Annotated in this window: 24 protein-coding genes; 14 read left to right on the forward strand and 10 right to left on the reverse strand. The window is 48.4% G+C overall.

What is annotated here, in order from left to right; translation table 11 throughout:
• The first annotated feature begins 2 nt into the window (after positions 1 to 2).
• From CWI84_RS05620 to rlmM, 4 genes are read left to right on the forward strand one after another with little or no spacing between them, the layout of a single operon-like run.
• Complete coding sequence (locus CWI84_RS05620; protein WP_126841597.1) at positions 3 to 905, forward strand: transcriptional regulator GcvA; 903 nt, start codon at positions 3 to 5, stop codon at positions 903 to 905.
• Between the two features lie 38 nt (positions 906 to 943).
• Entirely contained in the window at positions 944 to 1,510 is a 567-nt protein-coding gene (locus CWI84_RS05625; protein ID WP_338034261.1) for an alpha/beta family hydrolase, read from the forward strand.
• Positions 1,504 to 1,872, forward strand: coding sequence for a DUF423 domain-containing protein (locus CWI84_RS05630; protein ID WP_126841599.1), 369 nt, complete (start codon positions 1,504 to 1,506; stop codon positions 1,870 to 1,872). Before CWI84_RS05625 ends, CWI84_RS05630 begins: the two co-directional genes overlap by 7 nt.
• Complete coding sequence (gene rlmM, locus CWI84_RS05635) at positions 1,836 to 2,945, forward strand: 23S rRNA (cytidine(2498)-2'-O)-methyltransferase RlmM (RefSeq protein WP_420843707.1); 1,110 nt, start codon at positions 1,836 to 1,838, stop codon at positions 2,943 to 2,945. The genes CWI84_RS05630 and rlmM overlap by 37 nt, the downstream gene beginning before the upstream one ends.
• A gap of 27 nt (positions 2,946 to 2,972) precedes the next feature.
• On the opposite strand, the gene CWI84_RS05640 is transcribed toward rlmM, so the two are convergent.
• The 5 genes from CWI84_RS05640 to CWI84_RS05660 all read right to left on the reverse strand — a co-directional run bounded on the left by CWI84_RS05640 (position 2,973) and on the right by CWI84_RS05660 (position 8,974).
• Complete coding sequence (locus tag CWI84_RS05640; protein ID WP_126841601.1) at positions 2,973 to 3,980, reverse strand: isocitrate dehydrogenase; 1,008 nt, start codon at positions 3,978 to 3,980, stop codon at positions 2,973 to 2,975.
• A gap of 106 nt (positions 3,981 to 4,086) precedes the next feature.
• Positions 4,087 to 5,583, reverse strand: a complete 1,497-nt coding sequence (locus CWI84_RS05645; RefSeq protein WP_126841602.1) for a hypothetical protein — start codon at positions 5,581 to 5,583, stop codon at positions 4,087 to 4,089.
• A complete protein-coding gene (locus tag CWI84_RS05650; protein WP_126841603.1) occupies positions 5,571 to 5,951 on the reverse strand; it encodes a DUF3192 domain-containing protein in 381 nt (126 codons plus the stop codon). Before CWI84_RS05650 ends, CWI84_RS05645 begins: the two co-directional genes overlap by 13 nt.
• Positions 5,952 to 5,963: 12 nt before the next feature.
• Positions 5,964 to 7,322 carry a nucleotide 5'-monophosphate nucleosidase PpnN gene (gene ppnN / locus CWI84_RS05655; protein ID WP_126841604.1) on the reverse strand — a complete coding sequence of 453 codons (1,359 nt, stop codon included), beginning with the start codon at positions 7,320 to 7,322 and terminating at the stop codon, positions 5,964 to 5,966.
• 71 nt (positions 7,323 to 7,393) lie between these two features.
• Complete coding sequence (locus CWI84_RS05660) at positions 7,394 to 8,974, reverse strand: GGDEF domain-containing protein (protein ID WP_126841605.1); 1,581 nt, start codon at positions 8,972 to 8,974, stop codon at positions 7,394 to 7,396.
• A 179-nt stretch (positions 8,975 to 9,153) separates the two neighbouring features.
• On the opposite strand from CWI84_RS05660, the gene CWI84_RS05665 reads away from it, so the two are divergent.
• Positions 9,154 to 10,953: a M61 family metallopeptidase gene (locus tag CWI84_RS05665; RefSeq protein ID WP_126841606.1), complete on the forward strand. Its 1,800-nt coding sequence runs from the start codon at positions 9,154 to 9,156 to the stop codon at positions 10,951 to 10,953.
• 2 nt (positions 10,954 to 10,955) lie between these two features.
• Here the strand turns inward: CWI84_RS05665 and queF are convergent, their stop codons facing one another.
• The gene (queF, locus tag CWI84_RS05670; RefSeq protein WP_126841607.1) at positions 10,956 to 11,792 is read right to left on the reverse strand and encodes an NADPH-dependent 7-cyano-7-deazaguanine reductase QueF; all 837 of its coding nucleotides are present in this window, start codon (positions 11,790 to 11,792) and stop codon (positions 10,956 to 10,958) included.
• A gap of 67 nt (positions 11,793 to 11,859) precedes the next feature.
• Here queF and syd point away from each other — a divergent pair, with 67 nt between their 5' ends.
• From syd to CWI84_RS05690, 4 genes are all read left to right on the forward strand, one after another.
• Positions 11,860 to 12,426 carry a SecY-interacting protein gene (gene syd, locus CWI84_RS05675; RefSeq protein WP_126841608.1) on the forward strand — a complete coding sequence of 189 codons (567 nt, stop codon included), beginning with the start codon at positions 11,860 to 11,862 and terminating at the stop codon, positions 12,424 to 12,426.
• Positions 12,427 to 12,559: 133 nt separating this feature from the next.
• Positions 12,560 to 12,943: a DUF3192 domain-containing protein gene (locus tag CWI84_RS05680; RefSeq protein WP_126841609.1), complete on the forward strand. Its 384-nt coding sequence runs from the start codon at positions 12,560 to 12,562 to the stop codon at positions 12,941 to 12,943.
• A gap of 44 nt (positions 12,944 to 12,987) precedes the next feature.
• Positions 12,988 to 13,638 carry a GNAT family N-acetyltransferase gene (locus CWI84_RS05685; protein WP_126841610.1) on the forward strand — a complete coding sequence of 217 codons (651 nt, stop codon included), beginning with the start codon at positions 12,988 to 12,990 and terminating at the stop codon, positions 13,636 to 13,638.
• Positions 13,628 to 13,930 carry an Mpo1-like protein gene (locus tag CWI84_RS05690; protein ID WP_126841611.1) on the forward strand — a complete coding sequence of 101 codons (303 nt, stop codon included), beginning with the start codon at positions 13,628 to 13,630 and terminating at the stop codon, positions 13,928 to 13,930. The genes CWI84_RS05685 and CWI84_RS05690 overlap by 11 nt, the downstream gene beginning before the upstream one ends.
• 3 nt (positions 13,931 to 13,933) lie before the next feature.
• Here the strand turns inward: CWI84_RS05690 and CWI84_RS05695 are convergent, their stop codons facing one another.
• The gene (locus CWI84_RS05695; protein ID WP_126841612.1) at positions 13,934 to 14,962 is read right to left on the reverse strand and encodes a DUF3549 family protein; all 1,029 of its coding nucleotides are present in this window, start codon (positions 14,960 to 14,962) and stop codon (positions 13,934 to 13,936) included.
• Between the two features lie 92 nt (positions 14,963 to 15,054).
• Here CWI84_RS05695 and CWI84_RS05700 point away from each other — a divergent pair, with 92 nt between their 5' ends.
• Positions 15,055 to 15,399 carry a YqcC family protein gene (locus CWI84_RS05700; protein ID WP_126841613.1) on the forward strand — a complete coding sequence of 115 codons (345 nt, stop codon included), beginning with the start codon at positions 15,055 to 15,057 and terminating at the stop codon, positions 15,397 to 15,399.
• On the forward strand, positions 15,392 to 16,120 hold the full coding sequence (truC, locus tag CWI84_RS05705) for a tRNA pseudouridine(65) synthase TruC (protein WP_126841614.1): 729 nt from the start codon (positions 15,392 to 15,394) through the stop codon (positions 16,118 to 16,120). The genes CWI84_RS05700 and truC overlap by 8 nt, the downstream gene beginning before the upstream one ends.
• Here truC and dapD read toward each other — a convergent pair.
• The 3 genes from dapD to map are packed head-to-tail and all read right to left on the reverse strand — an operon-like array spanning position 16,100 to position 20,336.
• Entirely contained in the window at positions 16,100 to 16,924 is an 825-nt protein-coding gene (dapD, locus tag CWI84_RS05710) for a 2,3,4,5-tetrahydropyridine-2,6-dicarboxylate N-succinyltransferase (protein WP_126841615.1), read from the reverse strand. The genes truC and dapD overlap by 21 nt on opposite strands.
• An 8-nt stretch (positions 16,925 to 16,932) precedes the next feature.
• The gene (gene glnD, locus CWI84_RS05715; protein ID WP_126841616.1) at positions 16,933 to 19,551 is read right to left on the reverse strand and encodes a [protein-PII] uridylyltransferase; all 2,619 of its coding nucleotides are present in this window, start codon (positions 19,549 to 19,551) and stop codon (positions 16,933 to 16,935) included.
• Positions 19,548 to 20,336, reverse strand: a complete 789-nt coding sequence (gene map / locus CWI84_RS05720) for a type I methionyl aminopeptidase (protein WP_126841617.1) — start codon at positions 20,334 to 20,336, stop codon at positions 19,548 to 19,550. Before map ends, glnD begins: the two co-directional genes overlap by 4 nt.
• A gap of 279 nt (positions 20,337 to 20,615) precedes the next feature.
• Between map and rpsB the strand changes: the two genes are divergently transcribed.
• The 3 genes from rpsB (at position 20,616) to pyrH (ending at position 23,075) form a co-directional block, all read left to right on the forward strand.
• Positions 20,616 to 21,344, forward strand: coding sequence for a 30S ribosomal protein S2 (gene rpsB / locus CWI84_RS05725; protein WP_126841618.1), 729 nt, complete (start codon positions 20,616 to 20,618; stop codon positions 21,342 to 21,344).
• Between the two features lie 14 nt (positions 21,345 to 21,358).
• Entirely contained in the window at positions 21,359 to 22,237 is an 879-nt protein-coding gene (gene tsf / locus CWI84_RS05730; protein ID WP_126841619.1) for a translation elongation factor Ts, read from the forward strand.
• A gap of 103 nt (positions 22,238 to 22,340) precedes the next feature.
• On the forward strand, positions 22,341 to 23,075 hold the full coding sequence (pyrH, locus tag CWI84_RS05735) for a UMP kinase (RefSeq protein ID WP_126841620.1): 735 nt from the start codon (positions 22,341 to 22,343) through the stop codon (positions 23,073 to 23,075).
• Positions 23,076 to 23,135 lie beyond the last annotated feature (60 nt).

A 23,135-nucleotide genomic window follows, 5' to 3' on the forward strand; every position in this document is an offset into this window, starting at 1 on the left:
CGATGCGCAAGTTGCCCCCGCTCAATGCCCTAAAGTCCTTTGAAGCCGCCGCTCGTCATCTGAGCTTTACTAAGGCCGCAGAAGAGTTGTTTGTGACTCAGGCGGCAGTTAGTCACCAAGTGAAGGCATTAGAGGAAAGTCTCGGGGTGACCTTATTCATTCGTCGAAATCGGGCACTACTGTTAACCGAAGAAGGGCAATCCTATTACTTAGAACTGCGGGATATTTTCCAACGTATCGTGCAAGCCACTGAGAAAGTTAAAGTCGCTGCCGACAGCGGGTCGCTGACTATTTCGTTGCCGCCGAGCTTTGCGATTCTCTGGTTCGTCCCGCGTTTAAGTCAGTTTCGCGAAGCCTACCCAGACATTGACGTGCGTATCAAAGCGGTCGATGAAGTTGATGGGTCGCTGACGGAGGACGTGGACGTTGCGATTTATTATGGTGATGGGCGCTGGCCTGGCGTGCGCTCTTATAAACTGCATAGAGAATACCTCTGGCCGGTATGTTCGCCGTTGTTGTTGCGCGGTCCCAAACCACTGAACAAGCCTGAAGATTTGCTTAACCACACGCTCTTGCACGATGAAACTCGTAATGCTTGGAAAGATTGGTTTCAGTGGGTTGGGGTAGACAAAAAGGATGGTGATAACGGTCCCGTTTTTAGCCATTCAAGCTTGGCGTTAAAAGCGGCAGTGCATGGTCAAGGGGTGGCGCTCGCAAACAATGTTTTGGTTAAACCAGAGATTGATGCAGGCCATTTAATTCGCGTATTCCCACAAGCGTTGCCGCGTGATAAGGCTTTTCATCTAGTCTGTCGCGAAGGGCACCAAGAATTGCGAAAAATTGTCACCTTCAAAGACTGGTTGCTAAAGTTGGTAGAACAAGAAGAGCGTGAGTTGAACCAGTGATTTGTACAGATGGAAGCCCTAACAATAGCGCTTTTCAGGTGTTATTTTTTCACGGCGCTGGGGCAGGCTGCGACAGCGCTTTTATGCAAACGGTCGCAATGCACTGGGCTCAGTTAGGTGCCTTTGTGGTGCGTCCGGACTTTCCCTATTGGGAACGCATTCGAGAAACGGGAAAGCGGTGTCCCCCTAACAGCCAAGCACAATTGCAGCAGTTTACCCGAGAGGTTATCCAGCAATACCCTTGCGACAACTTGATATTGGCTGGAAAATCGATGGGTAGTCGGGTTGCGACGGCGATGGCCGATGAGCTTAGAGCAAAGGCAGTAGTAGCCATGGGCTTTCCTTTTCAACCGCCGGGTAAAGCGGGCAAAGACCGTAGCGCAGAATTGCAGTTAAGCCATTGTCCTGGTTGGATCGCTCAGGGTAGGCGTGATCCTTTTGCCCGCAACGTGAACACGGAAAAACTTCCGGCTAATTGGCAATTACAGTGGTACGAAGCGGGCGATCACTCGTTGCAACCGAGCAAGCGCAGTGGCATTAGTGATGATCAGTATTGGCGCCGTGTCGCCGAACACAGTTACCAATTTATGAGGGAACAATGTTAACTCGATGGCTTATTTTGGCGAGCATTTTTGCTGGCTCCGCAGTGATTCTTGGAGCGTTCGCCGCTCATGGTTTGCGCGGCAAGTTAACGGAGCGTGCGCTGGAAGTGTTTCACACTGGTGTGCAATACCAGTTTTATCACGCCTTGGCCATACTCGCTTTGGCGTTATTAACTGAACGGTTGAGTAGCTCATGGTTAACGATTGCTGGCTACAGTTGGGCGCTGGGTATTGTATTATTTTCTGGGAGCTTATATTTGTTGGCAATAACGGGTATTAAATGGTTCGGTCCCATTACTCCGTTAGGTGGAGTATTGTTTATTCTGGGTTGGGTGAGTTTATTGATGGCAGCGGTAAAAGCATGAGCGGTTTGTGGTTATTTTGTCGGGCGGGCTTTGAGAGCGATTGCGCCGCAGAAATTCAGGATAAAGCCAGTCAGTTGGGGGTCTATGGTTATTGCCAAGCCAAAGCTGGTGAGGCGTTTGTGGTTTTCCGCTGCCAAGCTGAGGAAGCAGAACATTTAGCCAGCAAATTACCGCTGAAAGAGCTGATATTCACCCGTCAATGGTTGGTCATCTTAGCAGAAATGGATTTACCGGCTGAGGGGGATCGGGTCTCCCCCATTCTCACCTGTGTTGCGGAAAATCAGCAGCGTTTAGGGCTATTGGGTGAGTTAACAGTAACCACTCCTGACACCAATGAAGCAAAATCCGTGGCGGGTTTCACCAAAAAGTTTACCGTGCCACTGCGGCAAGCATTGCGTGGTGCATCACTGCTTAGCCAAAAACCCCTTGCTAAGCGGCCAAGCCTACAAGTGGTGTTCATAAATAAAGTACGGGTAGTGGTTGGGTTTTCCTTTAGTTTTAATCAAGCGCCTTGGGCTGGCGGTATTCCACGGTTACGGATGCCGGGAGATGCGCCCAGTCGCTCAACCTTAAAGCTTGATGAAGCCTTTTCGGTGTTTGTTGCCAAAGAAGAACATGAGCAGCGTTTACAGTCGGGGTTGCGTGCGGTTGATTTAGGCGCTGCGCCTGGAGGGTGGACATACCAATTGGTCCGCCGAGGCATGATGGTAACCGCCGTTGATAATGGCCCTATGGCAGAAAGCCTGATGGATACCGGGCAGGTTAGCCACGTTCGTGAGGATGGCTTTCGTTATCTACCAAAGAAGCGCAATGTCCATTGGCTGGTCTGCGATATGGTAGAGAAACCCGCGCGTGTTGGCGAGTTGATGACCGAGTGGTTATTGCAAGATTACTGCAAAGAAGCCATTTTCAACTTAAAACTACCGATGAAACAACGCTATTTGGCGGTTAATGAGTATTTGCAACACATCAAAGAGCAGTTGCAAAACGAGGGGCATGGGCGTTTTGAGTTACAGGCTAAACAACTTTACCATGACCGTGAAGAAGTCACCGTCCACGCGCGCTGGTTGTGACCAGCGCCGCAGGCGTGGCAACAATAGCTAACCCAACTCGGCGATCACTGCCTCAGTAAACTCGGTGGTGCCGTGAGTACCGCCCAAGTCCCGAGTGGTATGCTCACCTTCAGCAATGACTTTAGCGAGGGCATCGACGATTCGTTGTGCTTCTTGATGTCGGCCTAAGTACTCCAACATTTGCACCGACGCTAAAATGACTGAACTCGGATTGGCCAAATTTTTCCCCGCAATATCCGGAGCCGAGCCATGTACCGCCTCAAAAATGGCACAGTCTTTACCAATGTTGGCGCCGGGCGCCATACCTAGACCACCCACTAATCCTGCGCATAAATCTGAGATAATGTCGCCAAACAGGTTGGTGGTAACGATCACATCAAATTCTTGTGGATGCATTACTAAACGCATACAAGCGGCATCAACGATCATTTCGTTAGATTCGATTTCCGGGTATTGTTCAGCGATTTCCCGTGCCACTTGGAGAAACAGTCCGGAGGTAGATTTTAGAATGTTTGCCTTATGCACAGCGGTTACTTTCTTTCGCCCTTCGCGACGAGCGAGGTCGTAGGCAAAACGCACAATACGCTCGGCTCCAGCTCGGGTGATACGGCTCACCGCTTCGGCTTCTAAACCGTCATCAGAGACCGTTTGCCCAATGCCTGAGTACATACCCTCGGTATTTTCTCGCACCGTTAGAATGTCAACGTTATCGTAACGCGCTTGTGTGCCTTTGAAGGAGATAACAGGACGTACATTAGCGTACAGTTTGAATTGCTGCCGTAACGATACATTGACCGAGGTAAAACCTTCGCCTACCGGTGTGGTCAATGGGCCCTTAAGGGTAACGGGGTTGCGCTTAATCGCCTCTAATGTACTGTGTGGTAACAACTCGCCATGCTTTTCTAGCGCGGTCAGACCCGCATCGGCATATTCGTACCTAAAACCACAGCCTGCTTGATTAAGAATACGCACCGTGGAATCTACAATGTCAGGGCCGATGCCGTCGCCCGGAATGACTGTCACGGTAATTGTCATAAACCGTCCTTTACTACCTGTTATCGCTAACGCTGGATTGTCGCTGGTTATAGCAGATTGTGGCGAACTACGCCATGATCACGCGGTAAGCAGAGCGAATAACTGGTTAAGATGCTAGACGCGGAAATAGGCAAAATGCGTGTTGTTCGGTTAAGCAAGAGAGGCCAACATAATGGAGCTCTGATAAAGTGAGATTAGCCGGTAAGTTTTCTTTTAACTGACGCTTTGCTGTTTCGCTTAATCTGACCGTAGGCTGCCAACAAAAGACCTGCAAATAGTTCGCCAGACAGACCACCTGGGCTAAGCCTTTATCACTGCTAGGTTCGGTTAAAAACCGTTGTAAGCGCTCGGGCAATTCCCAGTTCTCTGCCAATTTTGCTGCTAAACGATACGCTGAAGTGCGCGCAGAAGATTTGTGCCAAGGGCTTACTGTCAAATCATTGAGCTGGCCAATCATAGGCCAGTAAGGCAGGGTTGTGAGGGTGTTTTTGCGCAGTAAATCCGTGGTCAATAACAAACTGAGCAACTGACTGGATACTGGCAGAGAAGTATTACATAAGCGGCACAATTGGCTGATCAAGTTAGCGAGCAAATTGAGTTGCTGCAAGCACTCTGTCTGGCAGGCGAGGCGCTCAACAAGCAAATCGTGCTGCAATGAAGCGCTGGCTAAGATGGCAGCAGAACGCAGTGGTCCAAGCCATAAATAAGCCTGCTTTAACTGCCGTTGCGAATAGCCAGAATGGTTTCTTGGGTGGCTATCGAACGCATCTACAATGGCTTGCGCCAGATAAGGATGATGTTGGATATAACGAATAATTGGGGTTAACGAACCGCTACCATGACGGTATCGCGCTAGCGCTCGAAGCAGAGGCTTTGGCGCTTTCCACCGAGGTCGCTGTTGGTCGACCAGTGGATCATAAAAAATGGCTTCGGGCACGCTTTTAATCGCTTCGCTGCTGTTAGTTAGCAACGTCATCTGCATAACTCTGACACAGGGCAACTGCAGCACCTTTTGTCGTGTTATATCAAAACAGCGCATTTGGTCGTCGTCTTGATTAAGTAAAACCATAACCCGTTCGTGTTCAGGCATATTGAATGCTTGTCCTGGCATAAACCACGAGCCACTAGCGATGTGTTCTAAAATATTCCGTTGTGCATCCGTTCGGGCATCATAACGCAGTCGCTGCATCCAGCGAAAAGGGGAGTCGGTTGCCGCGCCGTTGACAGTGATAGCAATAGCAATAGCAACAATGGCTGCATGCGGGTGCCAACTTGCATAAGGCGATTGGCATAAGCGTAATAATGGCGACTGCTGTGGAATAGGCTGTTGAGTGATTTTTAACCAGCAAGAAAGCGCTAACAGACAGCGAACGCGTGGGTGACATTGACACTGAGTCGAAATTCTCAAGGTCCAAAATACTGCGCGAATGGCGCTCGCATGCGCCACTTCAGCGCTAATAGCAAAATAATCTTGATAGCGCTGTGGGTGTTGGCTTAACCGTTGATCGAGCTGTTCAATCGCGCGCAACACGTTGACAGAGTCACCTAGAACAGTGTCTGCAAGCTCCGCCCAGCTTGGTGATGTAGACGTTAACGCCCCCACGTCAGATAGTCTTTATATGCTGAATCCCCCCAAGCGATTAATTCATTATCACGGAATAGCAAGGCAGTGCACTCGTCTTTAGTAGTGACGCCATCGGAGGTGACGTGATGGGTGCGATAAAACAACACTTGTACATTACCTTGTGGCGTTTCCTTGGCTTCGGTGATATCGGGAGAACCGAGTAGGCGGATCAATGCATCCTTGGTCATACCAAGGTTTAATTTACCAATTTGCTTGGCATTAAATGTTTCGCGCTCCTGCCACTGCATGTCATCTGGGTTGGCTTCATACAGCGACAGAACCACGGCCGCGAATGCGCCGTAAAGGACAAACCCTATTACTAGAATTTTAATCACTTTAAGATTCATTCGCTTGCCACCTTAGCCTTCAGTGATTACTTTGTAACACGGGTGATAGACTGAACCCGGGAGCTTCATCCGACCCTGTTCCACAAATGCTCTGAGGAGCGTGTCGAGACGTTTCATCAACGATTTTTCACCGTGAATACTGAACACGCCATGTTCTTTAATTCGACGGATTCCTTCATCTTTAACGTTACCCGCAACGATAGCCGAAAATGCCCGACGTAAGTCTGCCGCTAGTTTTTCGGCGGGTTGCTCAGGATGCAAATTAAGCCCAGCAACATTGTCGTGTGTGGGGATGAATGGGCGTTGAAACTCTTCATCAATGTGTAGCGTCCAGTTGAAGTAATAGGCATCGCCTGAGTCGCGACGATACTGCTTCACGGAAGCCATACCCGCGTGCATATGCTGGGCAACGGCGGCTGGATCGTCAATAATAATTCGGTAACAGTTGCGCGCTTTTTCACCCAAAGTGTGCATCACAAATTCGTCTAGTGCATCGAAATATGCACGGCTACTTTCTGGCCCTGTCAGAATAACCGGTAAACTTTGTTGTTGGTTTTTGGGATGCATCAAAATACCGAGCAAATACAGCAATTCTTCTGCTGTTCCTGCGCCACCTGGGAAAATCACAATACCATGAGCGCAACGTACAAAAGCTTCTAAACGCTTCTCTATATCTGGTAAAATGACCAATTCGTTGACGATTGGGTTTGGTGGCTCGGCGGCAATAATGCCGGGTTCCGTTAACCCCAGATAGCGACCTGTACTGATGCGCTGTTTAGCGTGGCCAATGGTGGCGCCTTTCATCGGGCCTTTCATCGCGCCAGGCCCACAGCCGGTGCAAATATTCAACCCGCGTAAGCCCAGTTGGTAGCCGACGTCTTTGGTGTATTGGTATTCCACTTCACTAATACTGTGACCACCCCAACAAACCACCATATTCGGTTGCTCCATCACGCGCACGGTGCGTGAGTTGCGGAGAATATCGAATACCACGTGAGTCAGAATTGCGGAGTCAGCATCCGCTAGCTCTTCCGCGCAATAGCGTTCGCCGGTGAATAAAATATCCCGCAGTACGGATTCTACATGTTCACGAATACCGGTAATCAGTTCACCGTCTACAAAAGCTTCTTCAGGCGGTTCAATCAGTTCAAGTTTGATGCCGCGCTCACGACGGATGATGTTAACTGCAAAGTCTTTATATTTTTCGTAAATTTCTGCACTGCTATCGGTATTACTGCCGGCGTTTAACACTGCCAAGCAGCAGTTTCTGAAAAGCCGATATAAATCACTGTTTGATGATTGTTTTAATCGTTCTATTTCTAATTGTGACAGCAAGGACATGGTGCCTTGCGGTGAAATACTTGCTCTCATGTTTTTACTAACTCCCTCACACAGACGCACTCTTGTGCGCCGGTTCCATCATGATTGTTTTGCTAACTCACTTATGCACGAATCACGATATCACGACCTTCGCTTTTGGCTTTGTATAGCGCGTTGTCTGCCTTTTCGAAAACACTGCTCATAGTGTCTAATGATGATTGAAAGTCTGCCATACCAAACGAAATAGTGATACTGATATCTTCGTTTTTGAAGCGAAACGGAATTTCTCGAACGGTAGTTCTTGCGCGTTCTAACAGTTTTAAAGCGGAGTCGGAATCACTATCAGCGAGCAGCATCACAAACTCCTCACCGCCGTAACGGCTAATAAAAGCCGCTTGCCCTAAACTTTTCTTTAAGACATTGGCAATGACCTGCAAAGTTTTATCGCCAGCGGTGTGGCCATAGTTATCATTGATACGTTTAAAATGGTCAACGTCGGCAATCGCCACTACCAACGGTGCTTTGGTTTTTTGCCAACGTTTATACTCCAGCGCAAAGCGTTCCTCAAAAGCTGCTCGGTTGGGGAGTCGCGTAAGACTATCCTGCAAACTTTTAAAACGCTGTTCTGACAATCGCTTTTTGTATTCTTTTGCTTGTTGTTGAAAGTCTTTAGCGCGACTTTCGAGTTCTGAAAATTGATTGCTCAACTTGCGTTGCTGAGCTTCTTCAAGCTGTTTCTTTTGTTGTACTGTTTCCGCTAGTTTGCGAAGTTGCTGCTGTACTTGTTGTTTTAAAACGACAAGATCAGAAGCATGTTCAATCGTATTACTGAGCGCTTGTACATTCGACGTCAATTTATCGGTTAAGCTATTCTGTTGTTGATTTCCTAGCTGCTGACTTTCTTTACTAGTAGCCACTGTTTGCTGCAAACTCGTTAGCGTATCAGTTAATTCACTGAGGAAATGTTGCGCCGACTTTCGTTCTTCCCGAATACTAGCGAGCACTATACGAATGAGCTTTATGCATTGCTCTAACAACTGATCTCGAGATAATTGTTGAGTCAATTTTTGCCTAATAGTCTGCAGCGATACTTCATCACGGCTGCCAAAATCCAACATGCTGAGTAAGTTAATAAGTTCTTTTCGCCATTGCTTTAGGCGTTCAAGCGAAATACTCTCAATGGCAGCTGTAGGATTGTTGTCACCGTCGTTTACCGCATTTTTTGTAGCAAATTGTTGATACGTCTGTTGTAACCCATGAATAACATTGACCAGCAGCGGGGTAATACTCGTTACCGACAACGCTGGTAATGCCAGAGTCTGTTTGATGCTGGTTAAAATTGGTGTCGGTAGCAATTTTTCATTACGACTGTTAGCTAGGTGCTCGAGTATATCGTAGCCATCTTTCAGTAATCGTTGAATTTGCAGTTGCTGGCTTTGAGCATAGTCGTTGATATCCTCGAGCGCTGCTTCAATGCTATCTACCGACGGATTTTTTTGAAGTTGGCCACGCAATTTTAGCAGTTTCTGATCAAGTACACTGTCGACGCCCAGTACAGTTTGAAAGAATGAACCAATAAAGGTGTTAAGCCGCTGGGTATCGCGCTCATACTGGCGTTCCAGCCGCTGTCTTGATTGGATACTTTCTTGCAGCCGTTTGGTGGCTTGTGCCAATTTCTGTTCGGTGACGGTGAGCTCAGTCAAAAAAATCGCCTGTTGTGTAAGATCGAGCAGGAATACGTGACCTCTAATAGTAACCGATTCCGATGTTAGATCAATGCGATTAATGGCGCTTTTTAGGCGATCTATTGGCGCTGTTGTTTATTGGTGTATCTGGTACGATGAAAGCAGTGTGAATAATGTTTAAACAAAAAGGGACGACAATGAAGAAAACATTGCTTGCCATGTCGATGATGGCCGCGTTTGCTGCACAAGCGAGCGAAGTAGAATATCGCATCGATTTGACTCACCCAGAACATCATACTGGTGATGTCTCAATGACTTTCCCAGAGACAAAAGCTGACCATTTGGATGTGAAGATGGCGGCTTGGCGTACTGGGCTTTACCATATTCTTGATCTTGCCTCTGGGGTTCGTGAATTTGTCGCGACTGACGATGATGGCAACCCTTTGCGTTGGGAGAAAGTGGATAAATCGACATGGCGCATTTATTTGCCAGAAGCGACGGAAGTAAACGTCAGCTACCAGTTGTACGCCAACGAGCTAGGGCGTCGTAGTCGCCATATCGACGATAGCCATGCTTACTTGGACGCTTCAGCGGTATTTATGTATACCGATCAATACCGTCAGGAAGAAGCTAATGTGACCTTAGAAGTACCACCATCTTGGCGCAGTGTTTCTGGATTGGAGCGTACCGGTGAACACGCATTTAGTGCGGAAAATTGGGACGTCTTGGTCGATTCACCGATCGAAACGGGTATTAACAAAGTATTCGATTTTGAACAGGGTGAGCAAGATTACCAAGTCGTGTTTTGGGGGCATGGTAATTACGATGCTGAACAAACCGTTGCGGATTTAAAGAAGATGGTTGCTCAGGCTAGCACTATTTGGGAAGGGTATCCTTTTGAACGTTACGTCTTTATGATTCATGCAACGGATGGTGCAGGCGGCGCCACCGAACACAAAAATTCCACGGTTATCCAGCGTCCGCGCTTCAGCTTTGCACCGCATGACGAGTATTTGTCGTTCTTATCGACCGCGTCGCATGAGTTTATTCATACTTGGAATGTAAAAGCCTATCGCGCTGACGGGCTAGTCCCTTATGATTACCAAAAAGAGAACTATACCGACTTACTGTGGATGCATGAGGGCTCCACCAGCTATTTCCAAGATCACTTGTTGCTGCGCGCCGATATTATGAAGCCAACGGAGTATTTCGACCACCTAGCATCGGCAATACAGCGTCATAAGCACAAACCGGGTGCCGAGGTTATGTCTGTTGCGGAAGCATCATTTGAAAGCTGGATTGACCAATATGGCGACCGCGCGCGCAACTACTCGGTCAATATTTATTCTGAGGGCGCAATTGTTTCTTGGATGTTGGATATTGCGTTACTGCAAGAAACCGACGGAAAAGTGAGTTACCGCGATGTACACAATGCGCTTTATCAGCGTTTTGATGCCGATAAAGAGGGCTTCAACGACGCCGATGTGCTCGCAATCTTGAAAGATTTGACGGGAAAATCTTGGCAGACCTGGTGGCAGCAACACGTCATGCAGCCTGTGGATGTTGATTTTACTAAACTTCTTGAACCGGTAGGTCTGAAGTTGAGCTACGGCAACAGCGACGATGTTGAGATGCGTGCTTGGGCGGGGTGGAGTGCTAAGCCTGCTGATAATGGCATGCAATTGACCTTAGTCGAGCGCAATAGTCCTGCTTGGGACGCGGGTTTCACCCCTGATGACATCATCGTTGCCTTTAATGGTATCCGGGTCGACGACAAGCGTTTTAAGGCGGCGCTAAAAGAAATGCAACCGGGCGACGAAGTCACGGTGACCTATTTCCGTCGCGACCAGTTGGCAGAGAAGACGCTGACCTTAGGTAAAATACCGAAGAACGACGCTAAGGTTGTGCCGGTGGATGAACCGACAGCGGCGCAAAAAGCCCTATTCGAGCAGTGGCTGCTGATTCCTTACCCAGGTTCAGAAGACAGCGATAAATAGGCTTATTGTCTGGGCAGCCTTAACCATGGTTGAGGCTGCTCAAAATTCGACCTAAATGGATTAATATCTAATCCACCACGGCGGGTGTAGTTGGCATACACCGTCAGCTTATCCATTCCCAGCGCCAAAATATCCTGGAAGATTCTTTCCACACATTGTTCATGAAATTCGTCGTGGCGACGAAAGCTCACCAAGTATTTTAATAGCGCTTGCTGGTCGAGAGCGGGTCCTTGATAACGGATGACGACAGAACCCCAATCAGGTTGGTGGGTGATCAAACAATTGGACTTTAATAAATGAGAGTGCAGGGTTTCAGAGACTGGCTGAGCATCTGGTTGCAACGTTAGTAATGTCTGATCGTAGTCGTATTGGTCGATGGTGATGTCTTGCTGATCAATGCAATGACCAGGCAAAGCACTGAGTTGACTACCCTCGAGTTGGTTTAAACTAAACAACTGCACGTTAACGGTGGCGCCAGCACAGGCCGATAAATCACTGACCATTAACTCGGTTACCGTTTGCCAATCATCGAATCGACTCTCGTTAAAACTGTTCAAATAAAGTTTAAACGACTTAGATTCAATTAGGTTGGGACTATCTGCCGGCACCCAGAAACGTCCTACTGCGACTTGCGGCAAACCTTTTGTGTTCAGCCAAGAAAGTTCGTAACCGTTCCACAAATCGCCGCCACTAAACGGCAACGCATTATCGTTATCAATACCGATGGACTGGCGATTAATACTGCGTGGCACAGGGTGTAATTGTGACGCATCATACTCGGTCGGGTATTGCGTTTGTTTGCCCAAGGATAATTTGTCCATTACCTGATGTTTTGCCATAACCTGCCCCAAAAGCGTACAATTTGCCGAGATTTTACTGATTTCTTGGACAGGGTGCTAGGGCGCGATGCTTCAACAAAAAATGCAACAATTATTAACCGACTATGTAGCGGCCTATACGGCGCAACAGAAAGTGCCTCAAGCGGAGTATGTGCAACAGTGGCAGGCGCCGATTTATCAAGGTAAGGGCAGTGCCGAATCTGATCGCATTGCTTGGCAGCCTGTGCGCCAGTCGTCGCCGTTGAATTTCGCCGATTTGGAGCAAGCGCTAGGATTAGTCTTCCATGCGGACATTAAGCGTTGGTTTCAGCACTGGTATGCCGCGGATCTACAGTGTACATTCCAGCAGCATCCGTTGAGTCTATTACAAGTTCAGTGTGCCGAAGACGGTGAACGGCTATTGGCAAACATTGCTGGGCATGTACTCATGAAACGTCGCTTAAAGCAGTCGGAAACGGTATTTATTGGGTTATCAGATGAACATGACGACCTGCTGATTTCAGTCGATAACCAAACCGCTGAAGTCGGTTTAGAGTGGATTGGTAAACCTCAGCATGAAATATTGGCGCAAAACCTTGTTGAATTTATCGACAAGCTTGAGGTAAATCACCAGATCATTAGCGAAATTCGCTAACTTACGGGTTTTTTAACCGCGCTAAATTTTCATTAACTAGAAAAACATAAATAAAACAATCAGTTAACCTTTGGCACAGCGTTTGCTTTGTATCGGTTGACGTTAAACCTTTTGTTAAATCAAGGAATTATGGATGAACAACGTAAAACGCTTAAGTCTATTGATGCTGGTGCCTTTAACGGTCAGTTTATCTGGCTGTCTGATCGTGACCGACCGCGAAAGCTATGACGACCAAGACTATCAACAACAAGACGTTGCAGACGTAGAGCGCAGTAATCGTGCGATCATTGCGAGCTTCTCTGAAGGCGAGGCTATTGCGGTAGTACGTGAGCGTTTGGGAACACCAGACTTTAGTGAGTCATTAACGCTTAATGGCGATAGTTACCAAGTGCTGTATTATCGTACTCATCGGTTGCATAAAGATGGCTTAACCACCAAAGATGAATGCACCCCGATCGTTTTTAAGCAAGCAAAATTGATCGGTACCGGTGAATTGGCTCTCGACAGATTGCCGTGATCTCGCTAAGTTGGGAGTATTCTTCATAGTAAAAGGGTACTCCCATGGTAGCCGAAGTTGCGGAAAAACTGGTGTATTTGGGTATTGATGACCTGCCAGCGGCGGCATCATTACTGTATCAAAGCTATTATGACGATCCACTGTTTGAGCGATTGTTTGAACACACCAAACCCGACTATGAAAAACGCTTAAGGGCGGTGATCCGCGAAGATCTCGCCGCCTACTGGAATACTGAACAACCGATTATTGGGCTGTTCGATGGCGCAACGCTGAAAGGCGTTGCCTGTCTCACCCAGCCTGGCGATAGCTTTGGCCCCGGCCGCTATTGGCAATGGCGACTTAAACTGTTGCTAACAGCAGGCTACCTTTCGACACGCCAGATCCTTGAAAAAGAAAAAGCTATTCAACAAGCTTTACCCGCAGAACACTGCCACATGCTGGCCTTTATTGCTGTGCCACCCCGCTATCGTCAGCAAGGCTTGGGTGATTTGCTGCTGGCTGCGGTAAAAACCGCGTTACGCGAAAGTCCTCGTTCCGAGGGGGTTGCAGTGTATGTGACGCGGGAAGATTATCTCGACTTTTTCAAACAACGGAGTTTTGAAAAAATCAATGAGCTGGATGTCAGCGGTTTGGCTGGCGAATTATTGTGGTTTTCTCGTGAACGCTTAGCGTTGGAGGGGCTGCATGAACTTTAATAACTTTTCTGAGTTTTATCCTTATTACCTGTCTGAACACGCCAATCCGCGATGCCGATTGATGCATTACATTGGGTCAACCTTGGTATTACTGGCACTGTTAATCGCGATTATCACCGGCAACCCTTGGTGGTTGGTAGCTATGCCGATTGCTGGTTACGGTTTTGCTTGGTTGGGCCACCTGCTGTTTGAACACAACAAACCTGCCACCTTTTCTCATCCGTGGTACAGCCTCTTGGCTGACTGGGTCATGTACAAAGACGCGATAATGAAACGCTGGCGCAAGCGTTAACGGCTATTGTAGCCCCGCTAAGGCCTTTTCTAACGCGGTTGATAGCGGTGTCTGGTGTAAATAACCGAGTACGAACGGACGTAAACTCGGCATCATCACTAGATCACGAAATAGCGCGTTGAAAACGGCTTGAGGCTGCTCGCTGGCGCGCTCAATGAAAACGCTTAATAAGTCCTCGTTGCCCAAGGCTGGCCAATGGCGAGCCGCTATAACCGTTAGTTCATCGGCATTTGCGCTGGCCAATCGTTGTTGCAGAAGAGCGATCACACGCGGATGGTCGCTGACGCTTGCCAGGGCTCGTAATCCAGATAATTGTTGCACCGGTAGCTGGGCCTGCTGAACAAAGTCACTGATAGCATTTTGCACTGCTGCAGGAATTCGTTGGTGCTCTAAGGCAACCAGTAGGGCTTCAGCGACTGAATCAGCGTAAAACCCAAGGTTTTTGGCAATTGCTGCCGCTAGCGAGGGGTCATCAAAGACGCGCGCTGCAATATCGTGAAGTCCTTGCAGACCAACATCTTGCCAGTTCTCGAACGGTTGTTCGCCAGCAATATAGGATGCGGCATACTCAAAATGTATCGACGCCGGTTGTTGACGCTGGCGTTGGATTGTAGCGTGTAATGCGGCACGCTTATCCTCACTTGGAGTAAACAGGTACGGATTATTTTTCAATTGCTGCTGCTGTTGTTCGCTGAGCTGGCCCGTTATTTCCTCACCCAATGCCGTGATCACATACTGTAAATATTCGTCACGGGCTGCCAAATTCAGCAAACCGCGTTCATCGAGGGGAAACTGTAGAAACCACAAGAACGCTTGTTGAGGCTGCTGTTGATGCTGAAACAATACCGCTATCCGAGCATGCTGCTGAATCGGATAAGGGTAGGGTTGTTGCTGCCGTTCAATGGCGGCAAACGTTTGCTTATCAAGCGGTTGCACCCGACGACCCATATCAAACACCCAATAGTCGCTGTTTCCGGCTTGGAGACATTCACCGATAGTGGCAATTGATGCTGGGGCAGGCTGTGGGTTCATCTTGAATTTTGCTCGTTTTTATTTAACTATGTCGCCATTATACGGGTAGCAACGCCAATATTCGACCCGTAAAAGATGTTATGGAGTATTCGATGGATAAGTATCAACGGGCGGCCCGGCTTCTCGATAGAATTGAACGAGAGCTTAACTGCCTAGGTTTGTGGCAAGCTCATCAACCGCCAGCAGAAGCATTAGAAAGTGAGCAACCATTTGCCGTCGACACCTTGGAATTTCATCAGTGGTTGCAGTTCATCATGATTCCGCGAATGTGGGCATTGATAGATGGTCAGCATCCGCTGCCAGACAGCATTGCAGTTAGCCCGATGGCGGCTCACAGTTTTCGTAACGATATTGAACAACACGAACAGTTAGTGGCGTTGATCAGAGACTTCGACGTGCTGTTAAGTGGCACTGATCCGTTGCAAGACGATGTCTGAGACAAAACTGGACATTATTTATCACGATGATGATCTCGTCGCGATTAACAAACCTTCAGGGTTGTTGGTGCATCGTAGTCGCATTGCTGCAGGGGCGCGCGAGTTTGCCATGCAGAAACTGCGAGATCAGTTGGGGCAACATGTGTACCCGGTACACCGTTTGGATCGACCGACCTCTGGGGTTTTGCTGTTTGCGTTATCGAGCGAGGTGGCGCGATTGCTGATGGAGCAATTCCAGCAACGCCAAATTGATAAGGTCTATCACGCGGTAGTAAGAGGTTATACGCAGCAACAGGGCATCATTAACCACGCTTTGAAAGAGCAGTTAGACAAAATTGCTGATGCAAAAGCGCAACAGGATAAAGCGCCGCAAGAGGCGGTCACTTACTACCGCACCTTGGCACAAGTGGAATTACCGTTTCAGGTAAGCAAACGCCACCAAACCAGCCGCTATTCGTTAGTAGAACTGTTGCCTCAACATGGCCGTAAACACCAGTTACGCCGACATATGGCACACATCAGCCACCCAATTGTGGGTGACAGTAATCATGGCGATGGCCGCCACAATCGCTTCTTTAAACAACAGTTTGATTGTCCACGGTTATTGTTGCACGCTTCCGAGCTCGCCTTGCAACATCCGCTTTCTGGCGAACAACTGCGCCTACATGCGCCACTGCCGCCAGAATTCAAGCGCGCGTTTTTATTCCGCCGCGCGCAATAATGCGTTAATGCCGACTTTGGCGCGGGTTTTAGCATCCACGCGCTTAACGATGATTGCCGCATATAAACTGTGGCTACCGTCTTTCGCTGGCAGGGCGCCAGGCACCACAACCGATCCTGCCGGGACGCGACCATACAGAACGCGGTCATTTTCACGGTCATAAATGCGAGTGCTTTGACCGATGTAGACGCCCATCGAAATAACCGCGCCTTCTTCGACAATCACCCCTTCAACAATTTCTGAGCGCGCACCGATAAAACAGTGATCCTCAATAATGGTAGGGTTGGCTTGCAACGGCTCTAATACACCACCGATTCCTACCCCGCCAGATAAGTGAACATTCTCGCCAATCTGCGCACAGGAGCCAACGGTGGCCCAGGTATCGACCATAGTACCGGCACCAACGTATGCGCCGATGTTGATGTAAGACGGCATTACCACCACGTTTTTGCCAATAAAACTGCCTTTGCGCACCATTGCCGGCGGCACTACACGCATACCTTCGGCTCGGAACCGCGCTTGGTCATAATCGGCGAACTTCGCTGGCACTTTATCGTAAAAGCGAGTTTCACCGCCCTCAATTAAATCGTTATCGTTGAGTCGGAACGACAGCAGTACCGCTTTTTTCAGCCATTGATGGACGATCCACTCACCAGCAACTTTTTCGGCAACGCGCAAATGCCCCTGATCAATCTCATCAATGACATATCGCACCGCTTCGCGCAGTTCGTCATCTTGGGTATTGGGCGACAATTGGTCGCGCTCGTCGAAGGCGCGGTTAATCAGCGTTTTTAACTCTTCCATGGTCGGTCCTACTGTTCTAAAGATTCAATAAAAGATTGCTTTAATTGCTGTTGCTGCTGCTCGGTCAGTGCTTGGCCAGCGGTGGAACTGACGATAAATAAATCCTCCGCCTGTTCGCCAATAGTGGTAATTTTCGCCGCCAGCACTGTGACATTAAGCTGTTGCATCGTCGCCGCTAGTTTAGCGACCAAACCTGGGCGGTCAAGCGTGATTAATTCAAAGGTCGTGCGCTTCTGGTGCTTACTGGGTAAGAAGTTTACCCGAGTGTTGACAGTAAAGTTTTTCATCCGTCGCGATAGTGGTCGTTGATTTCTAGGTACTGGGGCGCGTTTGTGCAGCACATCAAGCAGTTGTTGTTTCACTTCCTCAATGCGACTGCTAGAGGTTAACGGTTTACCATTACTTTGCAATAGCACAAAGGTGTCCATCACATAGCCGTCACGGGTCGCCAAAATCTGTGCATCATGAATACTCAGGCGTTGGCTATCCAGCACTGCCGCAACTGCTGCAAAAAGGTGACTTTCCTCGTGATGGTAAATAAACAGTTCGGTAAAACCATGATTATTTTCATCACCAATCAAAATCAGCGGCAATTGTTCGGTGGATAGATCAATGATGTTTTGTGAGTGCCAAGCAATTTGTTCGGCGCTATGACGGAAAAAGTAATCGACGGTAAACCGCCCCCACAACGCCAAAATCGCTTTTTCATCGTATCCTGCGCTTAGCAGTAGTGCCATTGCTGCGGCTTTGTTTTCGGCAATCCGGCGGCGGACATCCAAAGCAGGCTCCGCCGAATCTTGCTCAAGTAGCTCACGGGTAGCTCGATAGAGCTCTTCTAATAATGTCGCTTTCCAATTATTCCAGAGTGATTGGTTGGTTGCTCTAATATCAGCAACGGTGAGGCAGTACAGATAGTCTAACCGCTCAACACTGGCAACTTGGCTAGCAAAGGTTTTTATTACGTCAGGATCGTGAATGTCGCGCTTCTGGGCGGTGACTGACAGTAGCAAGTGATGGCGAACCAAGAATGCGACCAGCTCTGTTTCTGCCTCGTTGTAGCCGTGTAGGAAACAAAAATTACGAGCATCCATTTCGCCTAACTCAGAGTGGTCTCCTCCTCGTCCTTTGGCGATATCATGAAAAATTCCGGCGATAAATAAGCAGTGGCGGCGCTGCATTTTTTCCACCAACTGATGGCACAACGCAAAATCTTCGGTCGCTTGTGGCTCGGTAAAGCGGTAAAGGTTGCGGACTAGGCGAAAGGTGTGTTCATCGACAGTATAGGCGTGAAATAAATCAAACTGCATTTGCCCAACAATTTGCTGCCACTGGGGGAGGTAGTTCGCCAAGATACTGTGTTGATGCATCAGTTCAAACGCTTTGCCACAACCTTGTGGATGGGCAAGTAACTGGCAAAACAGTGCGCGACAGTCCGCATCATAACTGAGCGGTTCGTTGAGTCCGGCACGTGCATTCCTGAGTAGCCTAATGGTATGCGATTGAATGCCTTGTATTTGCGGTTGCTGAGCGATCACTAGGAAACAGCGTAACAAGTTGCGCGGGTCGGCAAAAACGTCGTCGTGGCGAGCCGCAAGCAACCCATTGATGGTGATAAAATCATTATCGATGTCGTTGAACTGCTGCAAATCTTGGTCGCCAAGAATGGCTTGTTCAAAGAACTGCAGTAACATGCGATTGAGTTCATTCACCCGCAGCACGACTTTAAAATAGTCCTTCATCATCAGCTCAACCGAGCGTTTCCCCTCGTTGCCGTAGCCAAGCCGCATAGCGACACCCGGTTGAAAATCGAATAGCAACCGATCTTCGCGTTTGCCAACCTCAAGGTGCAGAGCGAAGCGAATACGCCACAGCCAGTCCATACATTCGTGCAGTTCAAGCAACTCCTCAGCCGTCATATAACCATATTCCACCAAGCTTTCATCGGTGTGGGTACGGAAATGCTGCTTGGCAATCCAACCGATGGTCTGTAAGTCTCGCAATCCGCCCGGACTGGACTTAATGCTGGGTTCAAGGTTGTAAGAGGTGCCGTGGTATTGCAAATGACGTTGTTGTTGTTCGGCTAATTTGGCCTGATAAAACGCACGACTAGACCAAGGAAAATCATTCTGAATCGCGTGTTGCAGCAGATAAAACAAATTATGTTGACCGGTCAAGAAACGCACTTCAACAAGGTTAGTGGCGACCGTGATATCGTCTGCGGCCTGCGCAATACAGTCGGCGACGGTACGCACCGAATGGCCAACATCTAAGTGCAAATCCCACAGAAATGTCAGTAATTCGCCAACGGCAGGCATTGTCGGCTGATGATCTTCGCAGACAATGAGTAAATCAATGTCTGAACCCGGATGTAAGGTTTCTCTGCCATAGCCACCCACGGCGACTAAAGCTAACGGGAAAGCATCCAAGGCGAATTGCTGCCACAGGTGTCTCAGCAGGTTGTCGAATAGGTTGGCTCGGTGGCGCAGCAGTGCGCCAATGTCACTGGTAATAAATTGTGCTTCAGACCAACGGTAATAGCGCCCGAGAATATCTCGATAAATAGCTAACTGGCCGGTAGGATCACCGTCCGGCCAGTTGGCGTTAAAGTCGTCGGCGAGGTTGCTCATGAAGCGTGTTTGATAACCCGTGGAATGGTCTCTTCTTCGCGTAGGGTTAAGATTTCTACGCCATCGTCAGTTACCAGTAAGGTATGCTCCCATTGTGCACTTAAACTGCGGTCTTTGGTTAATACCGTCCAGCCGTCTTTCATTAATTTAGTCTGCCGTTTACCGGCATTGACCATCGGCTCAATGGTAAAGCACATGCCAGCGACGACATCGTCACCAGAACCCGCTGTACCGTAATGCAAAATTTGTGGATCTTCATGGAAGCCGGCACCGATACCGTGACCGCAGTATTCACGCACAATTGAATAGCCATGCTGCTCGGCGTGCTTCTGGATGACTTCGGCAAAATCACCGGTTTTAATACCAGGACGTACCATTTCAATCGCTTTGTACAGAGACTCCTGCGTCACACGTACCAAACGTTCTGCCATAATTGACGGTTTCCCAACGATAAACATCTTCGAGGTATCGCCATGGTAGCCATCGAGTTTAACCGTAACATCGATATTAATGATGTCACCGTCTTTAAGCGGCTTCTCCCCCGGTATACCATGACAAACGCAGTGGTTAACCGAGGTACAAATGGATTTTGGAAAACCATGGTAATTTAACGGTGCAGGGTAGGCATCGTGCGCCACAATATACTCGTGGCAGATACGGTCTAGCTCTTCCGTTGTGACGCCTGCTTTGACGTGCTCACCGATCATTTCCAACACACTGGCGGCAAGCCGTCCTGCGGCGCGCATTTTTTCAATTTCTTCTGCAGTTTTAATGATGGTTGACATACTGCCCCTAAAAATCGTCATTCCAGCCTAATTTAGGGCGCTAGTTTATCAGCCCACGGCGTTAAACGCTATGCTTTAACGGCACGCTAAACGTTGCTTTTAACTGAGGTTTTGTGGTATAAAGCGCCCGCAGTTCGAAGAATTGCGAAAAATACACTTAAAACACCACACATACATCGGCACATGAAACGGGGTGCTCAGTTCGCGAAGCGATTCGCAGACAGAGTCGGTTCATGGGATGTATGGAGGCCTAACCCCTTACAATTAAAGGAAATTATTATGGCAACTGTGTCAATGCGTGACATGTTGAAAGCCGGTGTCCATTTCGGTCACCAAACTCGCTTCTGGAACCCAAAAATGAAGCCATTCATTTTTGGCGCTCGTAACAAGATTCATATCATTAACCTCGAAAAGACGGTTCCTATGTTTAACGACGCGTTGAGCTATCTGCAACACGTAGCGTCAAACAAAGGCAAAATTCTTTTTGTAGGTACTAAGCGCGCAGCCGCTGAATCGGTAAAAGAAGCAGCAGAAAACTGCAACCAGTTTTACGTTAACCACCGTTGGTTGGGTGGTATGTTGACTAACTGGAAAACTGTTCGTCAGTCAATCAAGCGTTTGAAAGACCTTGAAACCATGAGCCAAGACGGCACATTCGACAAGCTGACCAAAAAAGAAGCGTTGGTTAACACGCGTGAGATGGCTAAGCTTGAGAAAGGTCTTGGCGGTATTAAGAACATGGGCGGCTTGCCTGATGTATTGTTCGTAATCGATGCTGACCACGAGCACATCGCGATTAAAGAAGCGAACAACCTGGGTATCCCAGTTGTTGCTGTTGTTGATACTAACTCAGATCCTGATGGCGTAGATTACGTGATTCCAGGAAACGACGACGCAATCCGTGCGGTTCAGTTATACCTGAACTCTGCTGCTACAGCAGTCAAAGACGCGCGCGCTGGAAGTGCTGAAGCGAAAGACGCTGACGACTTCGTCGAAGAAACTGAATAAGAGGAAACAAGTAAATGGCGATTACAGCAGCTCAAGTTAAAGAACTGCGCGAGCGCACTGGCGCTGGCATGATGGATTGCAAAAAAGCGTTGCAAGAAGTCGACGGTGATTTAGAAGCAGCAATCGAATTGATGCGCAAGAGCGGTCAAGCGAAAGCCGCGAAAAAAGCCGGCCGTGTTGCCGCTGAAGGCGTTATCTTAGTGAAATCTGCAGGTAACCAAGCAACATTAGTAGAGCTTAACTGCGAAACTGACTTCGTTGCCCGTGACGAAAACTTCCTCGGCTTCGGTGAGAAAGTTATTGACGCAGCGTTCAATAGCAAAGAGAACGACGTTGAAGCGTTGAAAGCGACCGATATCGGTGGCCAAACGGTTGAAAAGACTCGCGAAGACTTGGTTGCCAAAATCGGTGAAAACATGACGGTTCGTCGTGTTACAACCATCGAACAAGGCGACAACGTTGCGACTTACACTCATGGCAACCGTATTGGTGTAGCTGTGGCGTTAAACGGTGGTGACGAAGAGTTGGCGCGTGACTTGTGCATGCACGTTGCAGCAAGCAACCCTCAATTCGTTAAGCCTGAAGACGTTGATGCTGAAGTTGTTGAAAAAGAGCGTCAAATCCAAGTTGATATCGCAATGCAAAGCGGTAAGCCAAAAGAAATCGCAGAGAAAATGGTCGAAGGCCGTATGCGTAAATTCACTGGCGAAATCAGCTTGACGGGTCAACCATTTGTTAAAGACCCTTCAATGACGGTTGGCGACTTGCTTAAGAAAGCGGGCGCAGACGTTGTGACCTTCGTTCGTTTTGAAGTCGGTGAAGGTATTGAGCGCAAAGAGGAAGATTTCGCCTCTGAAGTTCAAGCACAAGTGGCGGCTGCGAAAAAAGGCTAAGTAGATTATGTTGGTAAAGAGCACCAACAACTTGTAATAGAAACCGCGTCTTGAGCGATCAGGACGCGGTTTTTTTTAACCCACGAAAGGAAGATATTGGACTATGAGCACGCATCCCAAACCTGGTTATCGACGCATTCTTCTAAAATTAAGTGGTGAAGCACTGATGGGCGATGAGCCATTTGGCATCGACGCGAAAGTGTTGGACCGCATGGCACAGGAAATCAAAGAATTGGTTGAACTAGGGGTGCAAGTTGGCCTCGTGATTGGCGGTGGCAATTTGTTTCGTGGGGAAGGCTTAGCAAAAGCTGGGATGAACCGTGTGGTTGGTGACCATATGGGAATGCTCGCCACGGTCATGAATGGCTTGGCGATGCGTGACGCATTGCATCGAGCATTTGTTAACGCTCGGCTGATGTCTGCTATCGAGTTAACGGGCGTATGCGACAGTTACAACTGGGCTGAGGCTATTAGCTTGTTAAAGTCTGGCCGCGTAGTGATTTTTTCCGCTGGTACCGGCAATCCATTTTTTACCACCGATTCGGCGGCTTGTTTACGCGGCATCGAAATCGAAGCGGAGATGGTATTAAAGGGCACCAAAGTTGATGGTGTGTATTCTGCCGATCCTAATGTTGACCCAAATGCTACCCTGTACCGACACATCAGCTATGATGATGTGCTTCAGCAACAGTTGAAAGTGATGGATTTAGCGGCATTTACCCTGGCTCGCGATCATGGATTGCCGATCAAAGTGTTCAATATGAATAAGCCTGGCGCGCTGAAATCCGTGATTATGGGCGAAGAAGAAGGTACACTAATTAGCAAGCAGGCCGACTAATCAGCCAACAAAAGTTTAGGAAAGGAAAGTAACGTGATTAATGACATTATAAAAGACGCT

It is taken from the genome of Idiomarina tyrosinivorans (genome assembly GCF_003987475.1).
Lineage (GTDB): Bacteria > Pseudomonadota > Gammaproteobacteria > Enterobacterales > Alteromonadaceae > Idiomarina > Idiomarina tyrosinivorans.